The 18566-nt window shown below is 73.1% G+C and carries 10 protein-coding genes; 2 read left to right on the forward strand and 8 right to left on the reverse strand.

All coding sequences use genetic code 11. The annotated features are described in order from the left end of the window. The 5 genes from IAG44_RS15510 to IAG44_RS15530 form a co-directional block, all read right to left on the reverse strand. Complete coding sequence (locus IAG44_RS15510; RefSeq protein WP_187747709.1) at window positions 1–1638, reverse strand: succinic semialdehyde dehydrogenase; 1638 nt, start codon at window positions 1636–1638, stop codon at window positions 1–3. A gap of 860 nt (window positions 1639–2498) precedes the next feature. After that, complete coding sequence (locus IAG44_RS15515; RefSeq protein WP_187747710.1) at window positions 2499–3455, reverse strand: serine/threonine-protein kinase; 957 nt, start codon at window positions 3453–3455, stop codon at window positions 2499–2501. Window positions 3456–3689: 234 nt separating this feature from the next. Then, window positions 3690–5651: a serine/threonine-protein kinase gene (locus tag IAG44_RS15520; protein WP_187747711.1), complete on the reverse strand. Its 1962-nt coding sequence runs from the start codon at window positions 5649–5651 to the stop codon at window positions 3690–3692. 153 nt (window positions 5652–5804) lie between these two features. Further along, window positions 5805–8339 carry a protein kinase gene (locus IAG44_RS15525; protein ID WP_187747712.1) on the reverse strand — a complete coding sequence of 845 codons (2535 nt, stop codon included), beginning with the start codon at window positions 8337–8339 and terminating at the stop codon, window positions 5805–5807. A 178-nt stretch (window positions 8340–8517) separates the two neighbouring features. Next, complete coding sequence (locus IAG44_RS15530; protein ID WP_187752708.1) at window positions 8518–10356, reverse strand: serine/threonine-protein kinase; 1839 nt, start codon at window positions 10354–10356, stop codon at window positions 8518–8520. A 391-nt stretch (window positions 10357–10747) separates the two neighbouring features. On the opposite strand from IAG44_RS15530, the gene IAG44_RS15535 reads away from it, so the two are divergent. Next, window positions 10748–11791, forward strand: a complete 1044-nt coding sequence (locus IAG44_RS15535; RefSeq protein ID WP_187747713.1) for a serine hydrolase domain-containing protein — start codon at window positions 10748–10750, stop codon at window positions 11789–11791. Between the two features lie 101 nt (window positions 11792–11892). Here IAG44_RS15535 and IAG44_RS15540 read toward each other — a convergent pair whose 3' ends face one another. Then, window positions 11893–13599 carry a glycerol-3-phosphate dehydrogenase/oxidase gene (locus IAG44_RS15540; RefSeq protein WP_187747714.1) on the reverse strand — a complete coding sequence of 569 codons (1707 nt, stop codon included), beginning with the start codon at window positions 13597–13599 and terminating at the stop codon, window positions 11893–11895. Window positions 13600–13841: 242 nt separating this feature from the next. Here IAG44_RS15540 and IAG44_RS15545 point away from each other — a divergent pair, with 242 nt between their 5' ends. Beyond that, window positions 13842–15041 carry a nucleotide sugar dehydrogenase gene (locus IAG44_RS15545; protein ID WP_187747715.1) on the forward strand — a complete coding sequence of 400 codons (1200 nt, stop codon included), beginning with the start codon at window positions 13842–13844 and terminating at the stop codon, window positions 15039–15041. A gap of 665 nt (window positions 15042–15706) precedes the next feature. Here the strand turns inward: IAG44_RS15545 and IAG44_RS15550 are convergent. Further along, on the reverse strand, window positions 15707–16831 hold the full coding sequence (locus tag IAG44_RS15550) for a GuaB3 family IMP dehydrogenase-related protein (RefSeq protein WP_010351759.1): 1125 nt from the start codon (window positions 16829–16831) through the stop codon (window positions 15707–15709). Window positions 16832–16948: 117 nt separating this feature from the next. Further along, window positions 16949–18451: an IMP dehydrogenase gene (gene guaB / locus IAG44_RS15555; RefSeq protein ID WP_187747716.1), complete on the reverse strand. Its 1503-nt coding sequence runs from the start codon at window positions 18449–18451 to the stop codon at window positions 16949–16951. Window positions 18452–18566 lie beyond the last annotated feature (115 nt).

Below are 18566 nucleotides of genomic sequence, written 5' to 3' on the forward strand. Positions count from 1 at the left end.
CTAGCGGAACCGGAACGCTTTCATCACCCGCAGGCTCCGGCTCATGAAGCGCGCGTACTTCTCGTCGTCCATGCCGAGCGAGGGCGCCATCGGCAACAGCCGCTGCTGGGCGACGGTTTGGGCCTCGGTGTACTTGAGGATGCCCTCGGAGCCGTGCCGCCGGCCGAGCCCGGAGTCCTTCATGCCGCCCATCGGGGACTGGACGCTGCCGTAGGCGGGCGCGTATCCCTCGTTGACGTTGACCGTGCCGGTCCGCAGCCGCGCGGCGACGGCCCTGCCGCGCCGGCCGTCCTTGGTCCAGACGGACGAATTCAGGCCGTACGCCGTGGAGTTGGCGAGGTCGATCGCCTCGTCCTCGTCCGTGAACCGGTAGACGGAGACGACCGGGCCGAAGGTCTCCTCGCCGCACACGGCCATCGGCGCCTCGACGCCGTCGAGGATGGTCGGCTCGTAGAAGTACGGGCCGATGTCGGGCCGGGCGACGCCGCCCGCGACGACCCTGGCGCCCTTCGCGACGGCCTCCTCGACGTGCCGCGTCACGGTGTCGAGCTGCCGCTCGCCGACGAGCGAGCCCATGTCGGCGCCGTACGCGAGGGAGTTGCCGAGCCGCATCGCCCGGGTACGGGCCGCGAACCGGTCGAGGAAGACGTCCGCGATCGACTCGTGGACGTACAACCGCTCGATGGAGATGCAGAGTTGACCGGCGGAGGAGAAACAGGCGCGGACGGCGCCGGCGGCGGCCTTCTCGACGTCCGCGTCTTCGAGCACCAACATCGCGTTCTTGCCGCCGAGTTCGAGGGAGACGCCGACCAGGCGGGCGGCGGCGCCCTGCGCGACCTCGCGGCCGGTGCGGGTGGAGCCGGTGAAGGAGACGTAGTCGGCGTGCCGGACGACCTCGGGGCCGACGACCGGGCCGTCGCCGAGGACGACCTGGAACACCTCGGCGGGCAGGCCGGCCTCGATCAGCAGGTCGCGCGCCCACAGCGCGGTGAGGCACGTCTCGGTGTCCGGTTTCATCACGACCGCGTTGCCCGCGACGAACGCGGGGAGCGCGTCGCCGACGGACAGCTCCAGGGGGTAGTTCCAGGGAGCTATCTGCCCGACCACCCCTCGGGGGTGACGCAGCTCGGTGACCTTGGTCAAGGTGGGGATGGCCCCCGTATGCCCCTTGGCCCTCAGGTACGACGGACCCTTACGACCGTAGTGCCGGGCGGCGACGGCGACGGCCTGCACCTCCTCGTGCGCGTGCAGGCGAGCCTTGCCGGTCTCCAGCTGGATCAGGTCCAGGACCTCGGCCTGCCGCTCCAGGATCAGGTCGTGGAACCGCAGCAGCACCGCCGCCCGCTCCCTGACCGGCGTCCGCTCCCACACGCCCTGCGCGGCGCGGGCCCGCTCGAAGGCGAGCGCCACGTCCTGCGGCGTCGACTCCGGCAGCTCCGCCAGCTTCTCCCCGGTGAACGGCGTGTGATTCGCCGTCCGCCCGGACCCCACGACCCCCTTCGTCAGCTGCGCCACCAGCTCGGGAGTCACCACATCCACCGCGGTCCGCACCCCGACCGGCGCCGGGGCGACCGGGTTCGTACCACTCGTACCACTCCGGGCACCGCTCACAGCCTGCGAGTCCGTCAAGTCCGTCATGACGCGCAGAGTATTCCGCCGCCCCACCTCCTGGGTACCCGTCGGTAACGCCCATTCACCGCACCCCCACACCCCGCCAGCACCCACTGGCAACAAAGCCACTGATCAGGGCGGGGAGGGGTGGGGGGGTGGGGGGGCTGAGAGCCGAGGCCGGGTCGAGGTCGAGACTGCGGCTGGGGCTGAGAGCCGAGGCTACGGCTGAGAGCCGGGGGTCGAGGCCGAGGCCGAGGCCGGGGCTGAGGCCAGGGCCGGGGCCGGGGCCGGGGCCGAGGCTGAGGCTGAGGCCAGGGCCGGGACCGGGGCTGAGGCCAGGGCCGGGACCGGGACCGGGGCCGAGGCCAAGGCCGGGACCGGGACCGGGGCCGAGGCTGAGGCCAGGGCCGGGACCGGGGCTGAGGCCGGGACCGGGGCTGAGGCCAAGGCCGGGACCGGGGCTGAGGCCAAGGCCGGGACCGGGGCCGGGGCTGAGGCCAAGGCCGGGACCGGGGCTGAGGCCAAGGCCGGGACCGGGGCCGGGGCTGAGGCCAAGGCCGGGACCGGGGCTGAGGCCAAGGCCGGGACCGGGGCTGAGGCCAGGGCCGGGACCGGGGCTGAGGCCGGGACCGGGACCGGGACCGGGACCGGGGCCGGGGCCGGGGCTGAGGCCCGGGCCGGGACCGGGGCTGAGGCCAGGGCCGGGGCCGGGGCCGGAGCTGAGACCGAGGCCAGGGCTGGGTTGAGGGTCGAGGCGGGGCATCGACGGTGACCGGCTCGCACGCCCTCGCGTCCCAACCGCCACCGCCACCGCCCCCACCCCCGACTCCGGTCCCTGGCCCCCGGCCCGCCTCACGCCCCCTCGCCTCTCCCCACCCCCCGTCACCTCACCCGAAGAACAAGCTCAACGGAAACGGCCGGCGCCGGGCCGGCGTCTCCATCTCCACCCTGGTCTCCTGCGTCTCCTCCCGCGCCACGACCCTCCGCGCCCCCGTCCGCTCGGCCGTCCCCTCGGGCCGGCTCCCGGACAGCGCGTGCAGCACCTTCTCGACCTCGTCCGCGTCCAGCCGCGCGCCGGGGTCGGTCACCAGCAACCCCTGGAGGAGCGGGGCCAGTTCGCCCGCGTGGCGCGGCTCGGCCGTCTCCCCCGCGAGGACGGCCGCGCGCGTCTCCTCGGCGGTGGGCCGCAGGAACGGGGACGCCCCCTCGACGGCCGCATACAGCAGCACACCGAGCGACCACAGGTCGGACTCCGGCCCGGCGTGCTCGCCCGCCAGCCACTCCGGCGCGGCGAACTCCAGCTCGCCGGCGGGGGTTTCGTCGCCGTACCCGTGGGCGATGCCGAAGTCGGTGAGCACGACCCGTCCGTCCGCGCCGAGCAGCACGTTGGCCGGCCGGACGTCCCGGTGCACGATCCCGACCGCGTGCGCGGCCCGCAGCGCCCCGAGCAGGACACCCCCGACCCGCGCGGCCTCGGCGACTCCCAGCGCCCCGCGGCCGATCACCTCCGCCAGGGACTCCCCCTCCACCAACTCCATGACGATCCAGGGAAGTTCGTCCTCCCCCTCGGCGACGACGTCATGGATGACCACCGCCCCCGGATGCTCGACCCGGGCCGCCGCACGCGCCTCGCGGTAGAGCCGGTGCGCCGCCCGCCGGTACACCTCGTCCCCCGGCTCCCCCGGCAACCGGGGCTCCTTGACGGCGACTTCCCGCTCCGCGACCTCGTCCCACCCCCGCCAGACCCTCCCGGCGTCGCCGCCCCCGATCCGCCCGAGAAGGCGGTAGCGCCCTCCCACTATCGAGCCGCCGTCGTCGTCCCCGGCACCCAGGTCGTTGCTCATGCCCCATGAGTACCGTGCGAGACGGGTGGTTGTCGACGCGGGAGTGCCGAACGTGAAGCCGTGTGACGCGGACGGCACGGCGAGCGCGCCCCGGCCGCCGCCACAGCGCCCCGAAGCACCCCGCCACACGCCCCGCCGCGCCCCCACCACAACGCCCCCGCCGCATCCGCCACACGCCCTGCCCTACCCCGCCGCCCCCCGTGACGCCGCTCCAGCCCCCGTCCCGCCACCCGCTCAGGACGACGTCCCCGCCTCCCGCCAGCTCCGCAGCACCGACGTGAACTTCTTCGCCGTGGTGGCCCAGTCGTCGGCCGGGGCCGACATGTAGATCGCGTACTCCGTCCCGTCGTGCGCGACGTACGTCTCCTCGATCGCGCGCCGCGCCCCCGGGTGGGGCGTGTCCTTGGCGAGCGCGGTCCAGGTGTACTCCCACTCGGACCCCTTGCGGTCCCGGTACAGGTTCTCCTCCAGCCTGACACGCCGGTAGTCGACGAGCCGCCGGAGCTGCTTCTCCAGGTCGAGCTGATGGGCGTGCGGATCGGCGTAGTCAGGCGAGGTGTCCATGGCGATCCGGACGAAGTGCCTGCCCTTGTCCGGCGTGTAGTCGATCTGCTTCAGGTCCCCGTCGTCCTGGAAGACCTCCCGCTTCCAGCCCTTGGGCAGCGAGAGCCCGAACCCGAGCGGGTCGTCGATCTCGACCCAGTCATCGGGCACGCTCCCCTCGACCGCCGACGGGCTCGGCGAGGGCCCCGGGGACGCCTGCTCGGTCTGCCGCCCCTCATCCCACTTCTGGTACGCGACGGCCGTCCCGCCACCGACCAGCGCCGCCAGCACGACGACCAGCGCCAGCGTCCGCAGCCGCCTGCGCTTAGGCGCCGGACCGGCACCGCCGCCGACGGCGGTGGACCCGGTGCCACCGGCCCCGTACGCCGGCCCCCCCGTCGCACTTTCCAACGCCCCGCCCCCGTACGGAGTTCCCGCCCCCGTCACGAAATGCGAACCACTCCCCGAACCCCCCGCACCGGGGAACCCGTCCCTGGGCAGCACCCCACTCCCGGACCCGAACCCACCCTGCGCAGCGCCCCCGGTCCCATACCCGGCCCCAGGAGCCACACCCCCGGGCCCACCCGAGGTCCCGTACGCAACGCCCCCGTTCCCGCCGGAAGTCCCGTACGCACCACCCCCAGCCCCGCCCGAAGTCCCGTACCCGGCCACCCCCTCCGGCCCACCTGCGGTCCCGAACCCACCCCCGTTCGTCGCCCCGCCCGAAACCCCGCCCGTCGTCCCCCCGAGCCCGGCCCGCGACCCGGAGTCGAACCCCTGCGCCCCCGGATACCCGCCCCCGTACTGCGTCGCCACATACGCCTGCGCCCCGTTCGGCCGCCGCCCCTCCGCCGCCTCCGCGAGAAGCTGCTCGGCCTCGGCCGTGTCGGGCCGGGTCGCGGGGTCCTTGCGCAGGAGCGCCGAGATGACGGGCCCGAGGACGCCCGCGTGCCGGGGCTCGACGGCCTCCTCCTGGACGACCGCCTGCATGGTGGTCAACGGCGAGGTCCGCCGGAAGGGCGAGCGCCCCTCGACGGCGGTGTAGAGCGTCGCGCCGAGCGCCCAGAGGTCGGAGGAGGGCCCGGGGTCGTTGCCCCGTACCCGCTCGGGCGCGAGGTAGTCCACCGATCCGACGACCTCGCCCGTACGGGTGATCGTCGTGTCCCCCTCGATCTGCGCGATCCCGAAGTCGGTGAGGAGAACCCGCCCGTCACCGGAGAGGAGAACGTTGCCGGGCTTGACGTCCCGGTGCAGCACCCCCGCGGAGTGCGCCGCGCGCAGCGCCCGCAGCACCCACAGCCCGATCCGCGCGGCCTCGGCGGGCTCGACCCGCCCGTCCTCCTTGACCGCGTCCGCGAGCGACCGCCCCTCGACCAGCTCCATCACGATCCAGGGCCGGCCGTCGTGTTCGAGGACGTCGTGGACGGTGACGACGGCGGAGTGGTTGATCCGCGCCGCCGCCCGCGCCTCCGCGCGCGTACGGGCCAGCAGGACGGCCTGATCGGCCTCGGCGACGTAGAGGGCGGCGGTCAGCTCCTTGATGGCGACGGCCCGGTGCAGCAGCTCATCGTGCGCACGCCACACACGGCCCATGCCGCCGCTCCCGATGGAGTCGACGAGCCGGTAGCGGCCCGCGAGGAGCAGGCCCTGCATCTGATTCACGTTGCCCCGCAATGCTCTTGACAGGCTCAGCGTAAAGACCGGCCGACGTCCGGGGAACCAAAGGGGGCCCATGGAGACACCACTGTGACGGTTGTCGCTTCGCGCACGGAAAGGGAACCGGCCCGCACCTCCGCCGTCCCGCGCTCAGCCGGTGTACCGGTAGCTCTCCGCCGCCTGCTCGTACAGCCGCGTCACCTCGTCACGCTCCGCCTCGGGCCCGCGCACCTGGACGACGTGGTAGCGCCCGGCGATGAGGATCGCCCGGTTGCGGACGAACAGTTCCCGCCCGTCGTCGCTCGTCCAGGTGAACTGCCCCTCGGCCATCCGCTGCTGCCCGACCTGGATGTTCCTGAGCCCGGACGCGGTGGCCCAACTGGAATCCCGGTACGGCTGCAGCTCGCTCTCCCGGTCCCGCTGGTAGGCCATCGGGTCACTCCCGTTGGCCGCCGCGCTGTCGCGGCCCGGCACCACGATCAGCTCGAAGTTCCCGTGCGCGTAGACGATCTGCCCGCGCCCGTTCTTCGGCGAGCGCTCCCACCCGTTCGCGACGGCGATCCGGAACCCGGCGTCGTCCGCGCGCAGCGTGAACCCGTCGGCGACGTCGGGCCCCGATCCGGCCTGCGTGGACGTGCCGGCCGTCGTCTCGTCCGTCCCCGGCGTGGACTGGTCGGGTCGGGGTTCGCTGCTGGCGGGCGGCGGCGAGACACCGGTGCCCGCGGGCTCGCCGGCGCCGGTGGAGCTGCCGGTGCGCTGCGTGGCCCCGTCCTCGCCGGCCTTGGGCATGAAGAGCACCGCGTACGCGATCGCCCCGGCCAGCAGGAGCAGGACGAGCACGAGCAGCGTCCGCCCGAGGCTGCGCGGCGACCGCTCCACCTCGGTACGCCCCCGCCGCTCCGGCTCGACGCGCCCCCGCTTGTGCCGGCCGTGCGCCCCGCCCGCCGCGGCCCGTGCCCGGCGTCTGCGCACCAGTTCGCCCTTGCGGCGGATGATCGGCAGCCGGCGCGGGTCGGCGGGCGGCGCGGTGACGACGTACGCGCCCGCCTCCGCCTCCGGTGCCGAGCGCACCAGGGACCGCAGCCAGCCGCGCAGTTCCTCGAAGTCCGGCCGCTCGGTCGGGTCCTGGCGCAGCAGCGACTCCACAACCGGCCTGAGCGGTCCGCACTCCTCGGCGAACGCGGGCGGCTCGCCGCACACCATCTGCACCAGCTCGGCCGTCGAGTCCTCCGGGTAGGGCGCGTGCCCCTGGACGGCCCGGAAGAGCAGCGCGCCGAGGGCCCAGAGGTCGGTGGCGGGGCCGATGGGCGCGGCCAGTTGCCAGTTCTCGTGGACCGGGCCGGCCTGTTCGGGGGCCCAGCGCTCGGTCACGGGCCCCACGACCGCCATCCGTGCCTGGCGGGCACGCTCGGCGGCGAGGGCGGTGGTCGGGGCCGGCCTGCCGGTGACGTTCTGCGCGGGACGAGCGGTGTCTGCCTGCTCAACGGCCGGTGCCCCGGCCGGGGTTCCCGCCGCGAGGTCACTCCATCGGGTGGGAGTGACGGAGTCCGGGGACGCCCCGGCCTCGGGCAGGGCACGCGCCTCACGTGCGCCGTACGGGCCGACGCCGCCCGTCTCCCGCACACCGTAGGGGTCCGCGATCTGACCGGGCGGCGTCTCCGCGCGGGCCCCGGGCAGCGCGGCGCGCCCGTTCTGCTGGGCCTCCTGGACCCTGGCCGCAGCGCGCGCGCCCGCGCGGTAGGCGGCGATCGCCCCGGCGCGCGCCGCGCGGATGTCCTCGCCGGTGCTCTCCGCCGGGGCGGGGCTCCCGGAGGGCACACCCGCGGGGAACCCGCCACCGGGGGTGCCGCCTCGCGAGAACGTGCCCGTCGGGGAGGGCACCCCGGTCGGCGGTGCCACCGTCGGGGACGTGCCCGCGAAGGGCCCGCCGTTGCCCGTGGCGCCCCCGGGCAGCCTCCCGGCGGCCCGCGCCTCTATGGCGGCCCTGCGCGCGGCCTCGGGGTCAGTGGCCGCCGCGCCGCCCCCGGGGAACGCTCCGGCGCCGGGGATCGTCCCGCTCGCGCCCCTGGGCAGCGGCCCGTCCTCGGCGGGCACCGGGTCGTTGCCGCACAGCGCTTCCTCGGCCGCCCCGACCGCGAGGCCGGTGAGCACGATCCGCCCGTCGTCGCAGACGAGGACGGTCCGCGCGGTGATGTTGCGGTGCACCCAGCCGTGCGCGTGCAGCACCCGCAGCGCCATCAGCACGTCGGAGGCGACCTCGGCCGCCCGGTACGGCGTCAGCGGCTTCTCGGCGAGCAGGTCGGCCAGCGTGCGCGCGCCCACCAGTTCGCTCACTATCCACAGCGAGCCGCCCTCGGCGAACACGTCGAAGACCTGGTCGAGCCGGGGATGGTCGGGGATCCGCGCGGCGGCCTGCGCGGCCTCCAGGGCGCGCCGTACGACGGGGTCGGCGGGCCTCCTGGTGCTCGCGCCGTACGCGCGCTCACGCGCGGTGAACCCCTCGGGCAGCCCCTCCGCGTCCAGCACCTCCGCCTCGACGACCTCGGGCAGGGGCACCTGCCTGACGAGGACTTCCTGACCGCTGTAGGTGTCGAAGGCCCGCGTCTCGCTGAGTTCGTACGCCTCGGAGGGCGGCAGGGGCAGCCGGTAGCGGTCGGCGAGCACCCGGCCCGCGTAGTCGTCCATCGTGCCTCCCCCGGCCGTCCGGTCTGTCAATTCCGTTCGCGTCGCGCTCCGTTGTGCACCTCTACCCGGATGCGTACGGTCCGCAAGCACTCACGATACGTGCCGGAGGCAACCCGCAAAGAGCGGTTGCCATATATCCCGGTCCATCCCCCGTCCGAGCGGCCCGGAAGCCTCCGTCTCACTTCTTGGGCCGGAAGCTCTCCGTGAGCGCCGTCCACGTGGCCCCGCGCAGCTCACCGGACCAGTCGGCGGCCTTCGCCGTGTACATGAGCGCGTACCCCTGGGTGTCGCTGACGACGAAGCCCCGGTCGATCGTCCGGTACGAGGTCCCGCTCTCGCTGTAGGTGAACTCCCAGTCGGCGGTGTTCCAGCCGCGGTAGTCCACCGCCTCTATTCGGATCTTCTGGTACTGCGCGCGCCGCATGGACTTCTCCTGGCTGCGCCAGTCCGCCACCGGGTCGTCCTTGGGCGTGCTGGTCCAGGCGACGAGCAGCTTCTGCCCGTCCGGCCCGGTGAACCGGTCACCCGCCGAGCTGGCGGTCTGGAACTTCCATCCGGCGGGCAGCCCGATCGTGTACCCCTGGCCGCCCTGGTACGACGAGACGGCCGCGCCCGCCGACGGCGTCACCTGCGCCCCGGTGCCCCCGGTCGGCGCCGCCGCGCTCGCGCCGGACGCGTCGGGCTGCGCGGACCGGCCGACGGACCCGTCCGTGCGGGTGCCGTCCGCCTCGTCCTCCTTGGTGCCGACGCTCTCGCTCGCGACGGTCCGCCCGGCGCCCTCGCCGCGCGAGCTGTCACTGCCGCTGTCCCCGCTGAGGCTGACCGCGATGACCGTGCCGATCACGGCGAGCACCACGACCACCGCGATGATCACCAGCGTCCGCTTCGGCACGACGTCCGTCAGCGGCGCCCGCTGCACCGGCCGCGCGGGCAGGTCCGGGGGCTCCATGACGGGCCAGCCGGAACTGCGCCCGGCCGTGGGGGCGTTCACGGGCGCGGGGACGCCTGCGGGGGCCTGCGCGGTACGGCCGACGGCCGGGGCGCCGGCCGTCACGGTCGCCTTCGCCGCGGGCCGCGTCTTGCGTTCCGGCTTCGCGGGCGCGTCGGGCCGCGCCATCATCGGCACGACCTGCGTCGCGTCCATCGGCTGGGTCGTCTCGGGCTCGGGCGCGTAGACGATCTTCTCCAGCAGCGCCCGAGCGCCCGCGTCGTCGAGCCGCCGCACCGGGTCCTTGGTGAGCAGCCCGTAGATGACGTCCCTGAGGGGGCCCGCGTTCTTCGGCTCCTCCAGGGGTTCGGTCATCACCGCCGTGAGCGTCGCGATCGCCGAGCCCTTGTCGTAGGGCGGGGCTCCCTCGACCGCCGCGTACAGCAGGCCGCCGAGCGACCAGAGGTCCGCCGCCGGTCCCGGCTTGTGGCCGCGGGCGCGCTCGGGGGCGATGTAGGAGGGCGCGCCGACGAGCATGCCGGTCGAGGTGATCGACGGGTCGCCCTCGACCTGCGCGATCCCGAAGTCCGTGAGGACGACCCGGCCGTCCTCGGCGATCAGCACGTTCGACGGCTTCACGTCCCGGTGCAGGATGCCCGCGCGGTGCGCCGCCCGCAGCACGTCGAGGATCGCGAGCCCGACCTCGGCCGCGCGCCGGGGCTTCAGCAGGCCGTCCTCACGGATGACCTCGGCGAGCGAGCGGCCCTCGACCAGCTCCATGACGATCCAGGGCCGGTCGTCCTCGTCGACCACGTCGAAGACGGTCACCGCGCTGTTGTTGCGGATCTTCGCGATGGCCTTCGCCTCGCGCAGCGTCCGCGTGATCAGCCGGCGCTTCTCCTCCTCGTCGATGCTCGACGGGAACCGCAGCTCCTTGACGGCGACGGTCCGCCCAAGGGTCTCGTCCTCCGCGCGCCACACCGTCCCCATGCCGCCGCGGCCGAGTACGCCTCCCAGCCGGTACCGCCCGGCGAGGAGACGTGCGCTCTTGTCCTGACGGGATGTCCCCGCCCGCTCCGCCTCCGACATGCGTCCCCTCATGCAACCCGCCCTGACAGAGCCTCCATTGTCCCCTACCCGCCAAGTGCCCGACGCCCAGACCCCCCTCTCCTCGCACCCCCTGTCTTCACATTCCGGCCAATAGGTACACCCTGGTTGAGCCATCCTCACCTCCTGTCCCTGACACCGCCTCACGTCACCCCGCCACGCCCGCCCGGACATTCGCCGCACCGGCTCCCACGACGGCCGAACCGCCCGCCCCCGCACGCCGGTTGCCGCCGACCGTCACGTCAACCCCACGCCTCCCCCATCTCCGCCTCACCTCACCCCCATCCACGGCCTGCATCATGACCCCCACCACCCATCTCCCCCACCGCTCAAGGCCGCCGTCCGAGGCCCCGTCCCCCGAGGGAGGACCGCGATGCCACCGCTGCGCAGCGTGCTGGTCGTCGCCGTCGCGCTGGTGCTGCTGGAGCTGGCGGCGGTCGTCTCCCAGGCGACGGCGGACCCGACCGCCCAGGCGCTGCTGCCCCAACTGGTCTCCCGGGGAAAGGCACCGGCCGCCGCCCTGCTGGTACGGGACGAGGACGGCAGCCGGTACGCGTCCGCGGGGACCGGCATCTCCAGGGACGACCACTTCCGGGCCGGCAGCGTCACGAAGACCTTCGTGGCCACCGTGGTGCTCCAACTGGCGGCGGAACACCGGCTGTCACTGTCCGACACGGTGGAGCGGCACCTGCCCGGCCTGGTGCGGGGAGCCGGCAACGACGGCCGCGCGCTGACCCTGCGCTCCCTGCTCACCCACACCAGCGGCCTGTACGACTTCACCCGGGACACCCATGGGACCGTCCCCGTCACCGCTGTCCAAGCCGTTCGTCTCGCGCTCACCCACCCTCCGGCCGACCGAGGCCGCTACTCCTACTCCAACACCAACTACGTCCTGCTCGGCCTGGTCGTCGCACAGGTCACCGGCCGCTCCTACGCCGCCGAGGCCGAACGCCGCGTCATCGCTCCTCTCCGCCTGACAGGCACCTCCTTCCCTGGTTCCCGGACCTCTCTTCCCGCACCGCACGGCCGCGCCTACGCGAGCGACGGTTCCGACGTCACCGATCTCGACCCCCGCGTCGCCGGCGCCGCCGGCGAGCTGGTGACCACGCTCGCCGATCTCGACCGCTTCTACGCGGCGCTGCTCGGCGGTGAACTCCTGTCCCCGCACTGGCTGCGCGAGATGCTGGACACCCGTACCGCACACGGCTCGTACGGCATGGGCCTGTTCCCTGCGAAGCTGCCCTGCGGTGTCACGGTGTGGGGACACAACGGCCGGATCTCCGGCAGCTACGTGCGCACCGCGGCCACCGTCGACGGCCGCCATGTCCTCACCTTCCGCGTGAACACCACCTCGCCGGCCGACCCCGACCTCGAACCGGACTTGCTCTCCGCCGAGTTCTGCCCGCGATACCAGTAGAACGGCGGGGTTCCGGGCAAAGATCCCGACGACGGGTCACTCGTCCGGGTGATCTCACGAGAAGCGTCCCGAGCAGCCCGACTCAGCCCCGGAAAGCCCCGTCACAGAGGCACGATGTCCGGCGCCCCCAACCGCGCCGCGTCCGCCGTCAGATCGTCCGGCTGCCGCTGGGACTCCCGCTCCGCCTCCACCCGCTTCTCGTAGTGCTGGACCTCACGCTCGACCTGTCCCTCGTCCCACCCCAGCACCGGCGCCATCAGCTCGGCGGCCTCGCGGGCGCAGCGGGTCCCCCGGTCGAAGGTCTCGATGGAGATCCGGGTCCGCCGGGTCAGCACGTCGTCGAGGTGCCGGGCCCCTTCGTGCGAGGCGGCGTAGACGACCTCGGCCCGCAGATAGTCGTCCGCGCCCTGCAACGGCACCCCCAGCGAGGGGTCTTCGGCGATCAGCTCAAGCACCTCCTCCGCCAGCGCGCCGAACCGATTCAGCAGGTGCTCGATCCGCACGGCGTGCAGCCCGGCCCGCGCGGCGATCCGCGCCCGCGCGTTCCACAGCGCCCGGTACCCCTCGGCCCCCAGCAGCGGCACGTCCTCGGTGACACAGGCGGCGACCCGCTGGTCGAGCCCGTGGACGGCCTCGTCGACCGCGTCCTTGGCCATCACCCGGTACGTCGTGTACTTGCCGCCCGCGACGACGACCAGCCCCGGCACCGGATGCGCGACGGTGTGCTCGCGCGACAGCTTGCTGGTCGCGTCCGACTCGCCCGCGAGCAGGGGCCGCAGCCCGGCGTACACCCCCTCGACGTCGTCGCGCGTGAGCGGCGTCGCGAGCACCGAGTTGACGTGCTCCAGGAGGTAGTCGATGTCGGCGCTGGACGCGGCCGGGTGCGCCTTGTCGAGGTCCCAGTCGGTGTCGGTCGTCCCGACGATCCAGTGCCGCCCCCAGGGGATGACGAACAGGACGGACTTCTCGGTGCGCAGGATCAGCCCCGTCGAGGAGTTGATCCGGTCGCGCGGGACGACGAGGTGGATCCCCTTGGACGCCCGGACGTGGAACTGCCCGCGCGAGCCGACCATCGCCTGCGTGTCGTCGGTCCACACCCCGGTCGCGTTGACGATCTGCCGGGCCCGGATCTCGTACTCCCCGCCCGCCTCGACGTCCTGCACGCGCGCGCCGACGACCCGCTCCCCCTCGCGCAGGAACCCGGTCACCCGCGCGCGGTTGGCGGCCTTCGCCCCGTACGAGGCCGCCGTGCGCACCAGGGTCGCGACGAAGCGGGCGTCGTCCATCTGGGCGTCGTAGTACTGGAGCGCCCCGACGAGCGCGTCCCCGCGCAGCGCCGGGGCGACGCGCAGGGCGTGACGGCGGCTCAGGTGGCGGTGCAGGGGCAGGCCCCGGCCGTGCCCGCGCGCCATGGACATCGCGTCGTAGAGGGCGACGCCCGAGCCCGCGTACAGCCGCTCCCAGCCCTTGTGCCGCAGCGGGTAGAGGAACGGCACCGGCTTGACCAGGTGCGGCGCGAGGCGTTCCAGCAGCAGCCCGCGCTCCTTCAGCGCCTCGCGGACGAGGGCGAAGTCCAGCATCTCCAGGTAGCGCAGGCCGCCGTGGACGAGCTTGCTGGACCTGCTGGAGGTGCCCGACGCCCAGTCACGGGCCTCGACCAGGCCGGTCGACAGGCCCCGGGTGACGGCGTCGAGGGCCGTGCCCGCGCCGACCACTCCGGCGCCGATGACCAGGACGTCGAGTTCGTGTTCGGCCATGCCCGCCAGTGACTCGGCGCGCTGCGCCGGACCGAGTGCCGCTGTCCTCACCGTCGTCTCCCGCCGTCGCCCGCCCTGCCCTGCCCTGTCCTGGCTCAATCCTGACCGTCTTGCCCGGGTTCGGCCACCACCCGTCCTCAGCCTGTGGACAACACGCCCGACCAATCCAACATAACGGTCATATTTACTCCTAGTCTGACATTGCGCTCGCCCGTCCAGTCCACAGGGCTTGCGTACCCGCCACGCTTCGGTTAACCCACCGTTCTCGGTGACTGGGAAGGACGGTCCACGCCATGCCCGCAGATCTCGCCGTCATCGGACTCGGCCCGCTCGGCCTGCCCCTGGCCCAGGCCGCGGTCGCGGCCGGCATCCCCACCATCGGCTACCGCACCGGCCCGGAGCCCGGCTCCCTCACCCCCGCCGAACTGCGCCGGATGCTCGCCGGAGGCTTCCGGATCGTCACGAACCCCGCCGAACTCGGCCGCGTCCGCACGGCGGTGATCTGCGCGCCCACCCCGCGCGACGCGGACGGCGGACTCGACCTCGGCCAGGTGGAGGCCGCCGCGCGCACCCTCGCCGGGCACCTGCGCCCGCACACCACCGTCATCCTCGAATCGCCCGTCCACCCCGGGACGACCGAGGACTTCCTGCGGCCCCTCCTGGAGGAGACCTCGGGCCTGCGCGCGGGACGCGACTTCCACCTCGCGCACTCCCCCAGCCGCGTCGACCCCGGCAACCGCGCCTTCACGCCGGCCAACACCCCGAAGGTCATCGGCGGTCTCACGCCCGCGTGCACGGAGTCCGCCGCCGCGTTCTACGGACGGCTCACCGACAAGGTCGTCCGCGCGCGGGGGCTGCGGGAAGCGGAGACCGTGCAGCTGCTGGAGACCAACTTCCGGCACGTCAACATCGCGCTCGTCAACGAGATGGCGATCCTCTGCCACCGTCTGGGTGTCGACCTCTGGGACGTCATCCGGTGCGCCGAGACCAAGCCGTTCGGCTTCCAGGCGTTCCGCCCGGGCCCCGGCGTCGGCGGCCACTCCGTCCCCCTCGACCACCCCGGCGGCCCTCTGCGCATGGTCGAACTCGCCCAGCAGGTCAACACCCGCATGCCCCGGTACGTCGTCCAGCGCGCCGCCGCCCTCCTCAACGAGCACGGCAAGTCGGCGCGCGGCGCCCGCGTCCTCCTCCTGGGCGTCACCTACAAACAGGACCTCGCCGACCAGCAGAACACCCCCGCGCGCGAGATCGCTGTCCGCCTCATGGAACTCGGCGCCTCGGTCAGCTACCACGACCCCCACGTCCCCTCCTGGAACGTCCTCGACCGCCCCGTCCCCCGCGCCGACTCCCTCTACGAGGCCGCCGCCGACGCCGACCTCACGATCCTCCTCCAGCAGCACCGGACGTACGACCTTCAGGGGTTGTCGGTGAAGGCGCAGCTTCTGCTGGACACGCGGGGGGCGACGCCTACGGGGGCGGCGCATCGGTTGTGAAAGGGGGCGCGTGGGAGGAGCGCACTTCTGGGGTTGGTGGCGCGGGGCGGGTGGGGGCCAGTACCTTGGAGACAGGTGGAGTCAGCCAGCAGGCCACTGTGCTGGCTCGTGGATGGACCGAGGAGTGTCCGCCCCTGGTTCCTACAGGGACGGCCATTCACCATCACGCCTAAAGGGTGGGAGCCCACCGCAGTGGGCACTGCGGCAGGCTCCCGGATGGTTCATGGGTGTTCCGCCCCTAGGTGACTTGGGGGCGGCCACTCACCATCCAAACAGCCGCAAGATCCACCTCCTCTTGAACTGAACCATCCGAAGACGGATCCGGTCCCAGCGGGTGGGCTTGCGATGGCGTCCCATGGGCGCCCCCTTCCACGGCACCGCCCAGTAGCCCGGTGGACGGCTTCGTCGGGAGTCGGGCCGGGCCCCGAGGGGACGGGGTCCGGATCAAATCCCTGGAAGGGGGCGCTGCCAGAAACCTGGAGCGCCACAAGAAGGACGCTATCGCCCGACGATCAGCAGAAACCTTCCCTCAAACCCCGTTCACCACCGCACGCCCCCCACTTCACCTCGCGCGCCCCCATCAGAAGCCTCAAGAAAAACGAAAAGGGGCCGATCACCGCACCCGCGGCGACCGGCCCCTCCAGACGTCGTACGACCCGGCCCGACTACCGCCGGTCCTGCGAATCCGCGACAGCGACCTCGACCCGCTGGAACTCCTTGAGCTCGCTGTACCCGGTCGTCGCCATGGCCCGCCGCAGCGCGCCGAAGAAGTTCATGGACCCGTCGGGCGTGTGGGACGGCCCGGTGAGGACCTCCTCGACGGTGCCGACGGTCCCGAGGTCGACCTTCTTGCCGCGCGGCAGCTCCTCGTTGACGGCCTCCATGCCCCAGTGGTGCCCCTTGCCGGGCGCGTCGGTGGCACGGGCCAGCGGGGAGCCCATCATGACCGCGTCGGCGCCGCAGGCGATCGCCTTGGGCAGGTCGCCGGACGAGCCGACACCGCCGTCGGCGATGACGTGGACGTACCGCCCGCCGGACTCGTCCATGTAGTCGCGGCGCGCGGCGGCGACGTCCGCGACGGCCGTCGCCATCGGGACGCGGATGCCCAGGACGTTGCGCGTGGTGTGCGCGGCGCCGCCGCCGAAGCCGACGAGGACGCCCGCCGCGCCCGTGCGCATGAGGTGCAGGGCGGCCGTGTAGGTGGCGCAGCCGCCGACGATCACCGGGACGTCGAGTTCGTAGATGAACTGCTTGAGGTTGAGCGGTTCGTGCGACCCGGAGACGTGCTCCGCGGAGACCGTCGTCCCCCGGATGACGAAGATGTCCACGCCCGCGTCGACGACGGCCTTGGAGAACTGGGCCGTGCGCTGTGGGGAGAGCGCGGCGGCGGTGACCACGCCCGCGTCGCGCACCTCCTTGATGCGGCGGCCGATCAGCTCTTCCTTGATCGGGGCGGCGTAGATCTCCTGGAGGCGGCGCGTCGCCTGCTCGGAGGGCAGCTCGGCGATCTCGTCGAGCAGCGGCTGCGGGTCGTCGTAGCGCGTCCAGAGCCCTTCGAGGTTGAGGACGCCGAGGCCGCCCAGCTCGCCGATGCGGATGGCGGTGGCCGGGGAGACGACCGAGTCCATGGGGGCGGCCAGGAAGGGCAGCTCGAAGCGGTAGGCGTCGATCTGCCAGGCGATCGAGACCTCCTTCGGGTCCCGCGTACGGCGGCTGGGGACGACGGCGATGTCGTCGAAGGCGTACGCCCTACGGCCGCGCTTGCCGCGCCCGATCTCGATCTCAGTCACGTCTGTGGCCTTTCCCTGTTGCGTTGCAGCGCCTTCCAGTATCGCCGACGGGTATGACAAAGGCGGCCCCGGATGCCTCCGGGGCCGCCTCGGTCGGGCCTCACGCGCGCGTGGAGATCACTTGCGGCTGTAGTTCGGCGCCTCGACGGTCATCTGGATGTCGTGCGGGTGCGACTCCTTCAGACCGGCGGAGGTGATGCGCACGAAGCGGCCCTTGGACTCCATCTCCTCGATGGTCGCGGCGCCCACGTAGCCCATGGTCTGGCGCAGGCCGCCGACGAGCTGGTGCAGCACGTTGGACAGCGGGCCCCGGTAGGGCACCTGGCCCTCGACGCCCTCGGGGACGAGCTTGTCGTCCGAGGAGACCTCGGCCTGGAAGTAGCGGTCCTTGGAGTACGACTTGCCCTGCCCGCGCGACTGCATGGCGCCCAGGGAGCCCATGCCGCGGTACGACTTGAACTGCTTGCCGTTGATGAACATCAGCTCGCCCGGGGACTCCTCGCAGCCCGCGAGGAGCGAGCCCAGCATGACGGTGTCGGCGCCCGCGGCGAGCGCCTTGCCGATGTCGCCGGAGTACTGCAGGCCGCCGTCGCCGATGAGCGGGATGCCCGCCGCGCGGGCGGCGAGGGACGCCTCGTAGATGGCGGTGACCTGGGGGACGCCGATTCCGGCGACCACGCGCGTGGTGCAGATCGAGCCGGGGCCGACGCCGACCTTGATGCCGTCGACACCGGCGTCGATGAGCGCCTGGGCGCCGTCGCGGGTGGCGACGTTGCCACCGATGACGTCGACGTTCACGCTGGACTTGATCTTCGCCATCCAGCTGAGGGCGTTGCTGTTGTGGCCGTGGGAGGTGTCGACGACCAGGAAGTCGACGCCGGCCTCGGCGAGCGCCTGGGCGCGCTCCAGGGCCTCGGGGGAGGCGCCCACGGCGGCACCGACGATGAGGCGGCCGTCGGCGTCCTTGGCGGCGTTGGGGTACTTCTCCGCCTTGACGAAGTCCTTGACGGTGATGAGGCCCTTGAGGATGCCCGCGTCGTCGACGAGGGGCAGCTTCTCGATCTTGTGGCGGCGCAGGAGTTCCATCGCGTCGGAGCCGGAGATGCCGACGTGGCCGGTGACCAGCGGCATCGGGGTCATGACCTCGCGGACCTGGCGGGCGCGGTCGCTCTCGAAGGCCATGTCGCGGTTGGTGACGATGCCCAGGAGCTTGCCGGAGGGGTCGGTGACCGGGACGCCGCTGATGCGGAACTTCGCGCACAGGGCGTCGGCCTCGGCGAGCGTCGCCTCGGGGTGGACGGTGATCGGGTCGGTGACCATGCCGGACTCGGAACGCTTCACGAGGTCGACCTGGTTGACCTGGTCCTCGACGGACAGGTTGCGGTGCAGGACGCCGGCGCCGCCGAGGCGGGCCATGGCGATCGCCATGCGGGACTCGGTGACCTTGTCCATGGCCGCCGACAGCAGCGGGATGTTCACCCGGACGTTACGGGAGACGCGGGACGAGGTGTCGACCGCGTTCGGAAGCACCTCGGAGGCTCCCGGCAGCAGCAGCACGTCGTCGTAGGTCAGCCCGAGTGTCGCGAATTTGTCGGGTACTCCGTCGACGTTGGCAGTCATGACACCTTCCCCAAATGGCCTTGATCGGTGCGGATGTCCATGCTAACGGGAAGCGGGACGCCCAAATTCCACGGTACGGGGTGACCTCGGGCTTCGTATGTTCGTACGGAACACA

It is taken from the genome of Streptomyces roseirectus (assembly GCF_014489635.1).
GTDB classification, from domain to species: domain Bacteria; phylum Actinomycetota; class Actinomycetes; order Streptomycetales; family Streptomycetaceae; genus Streptomyces; species Streptomyces roseirectus.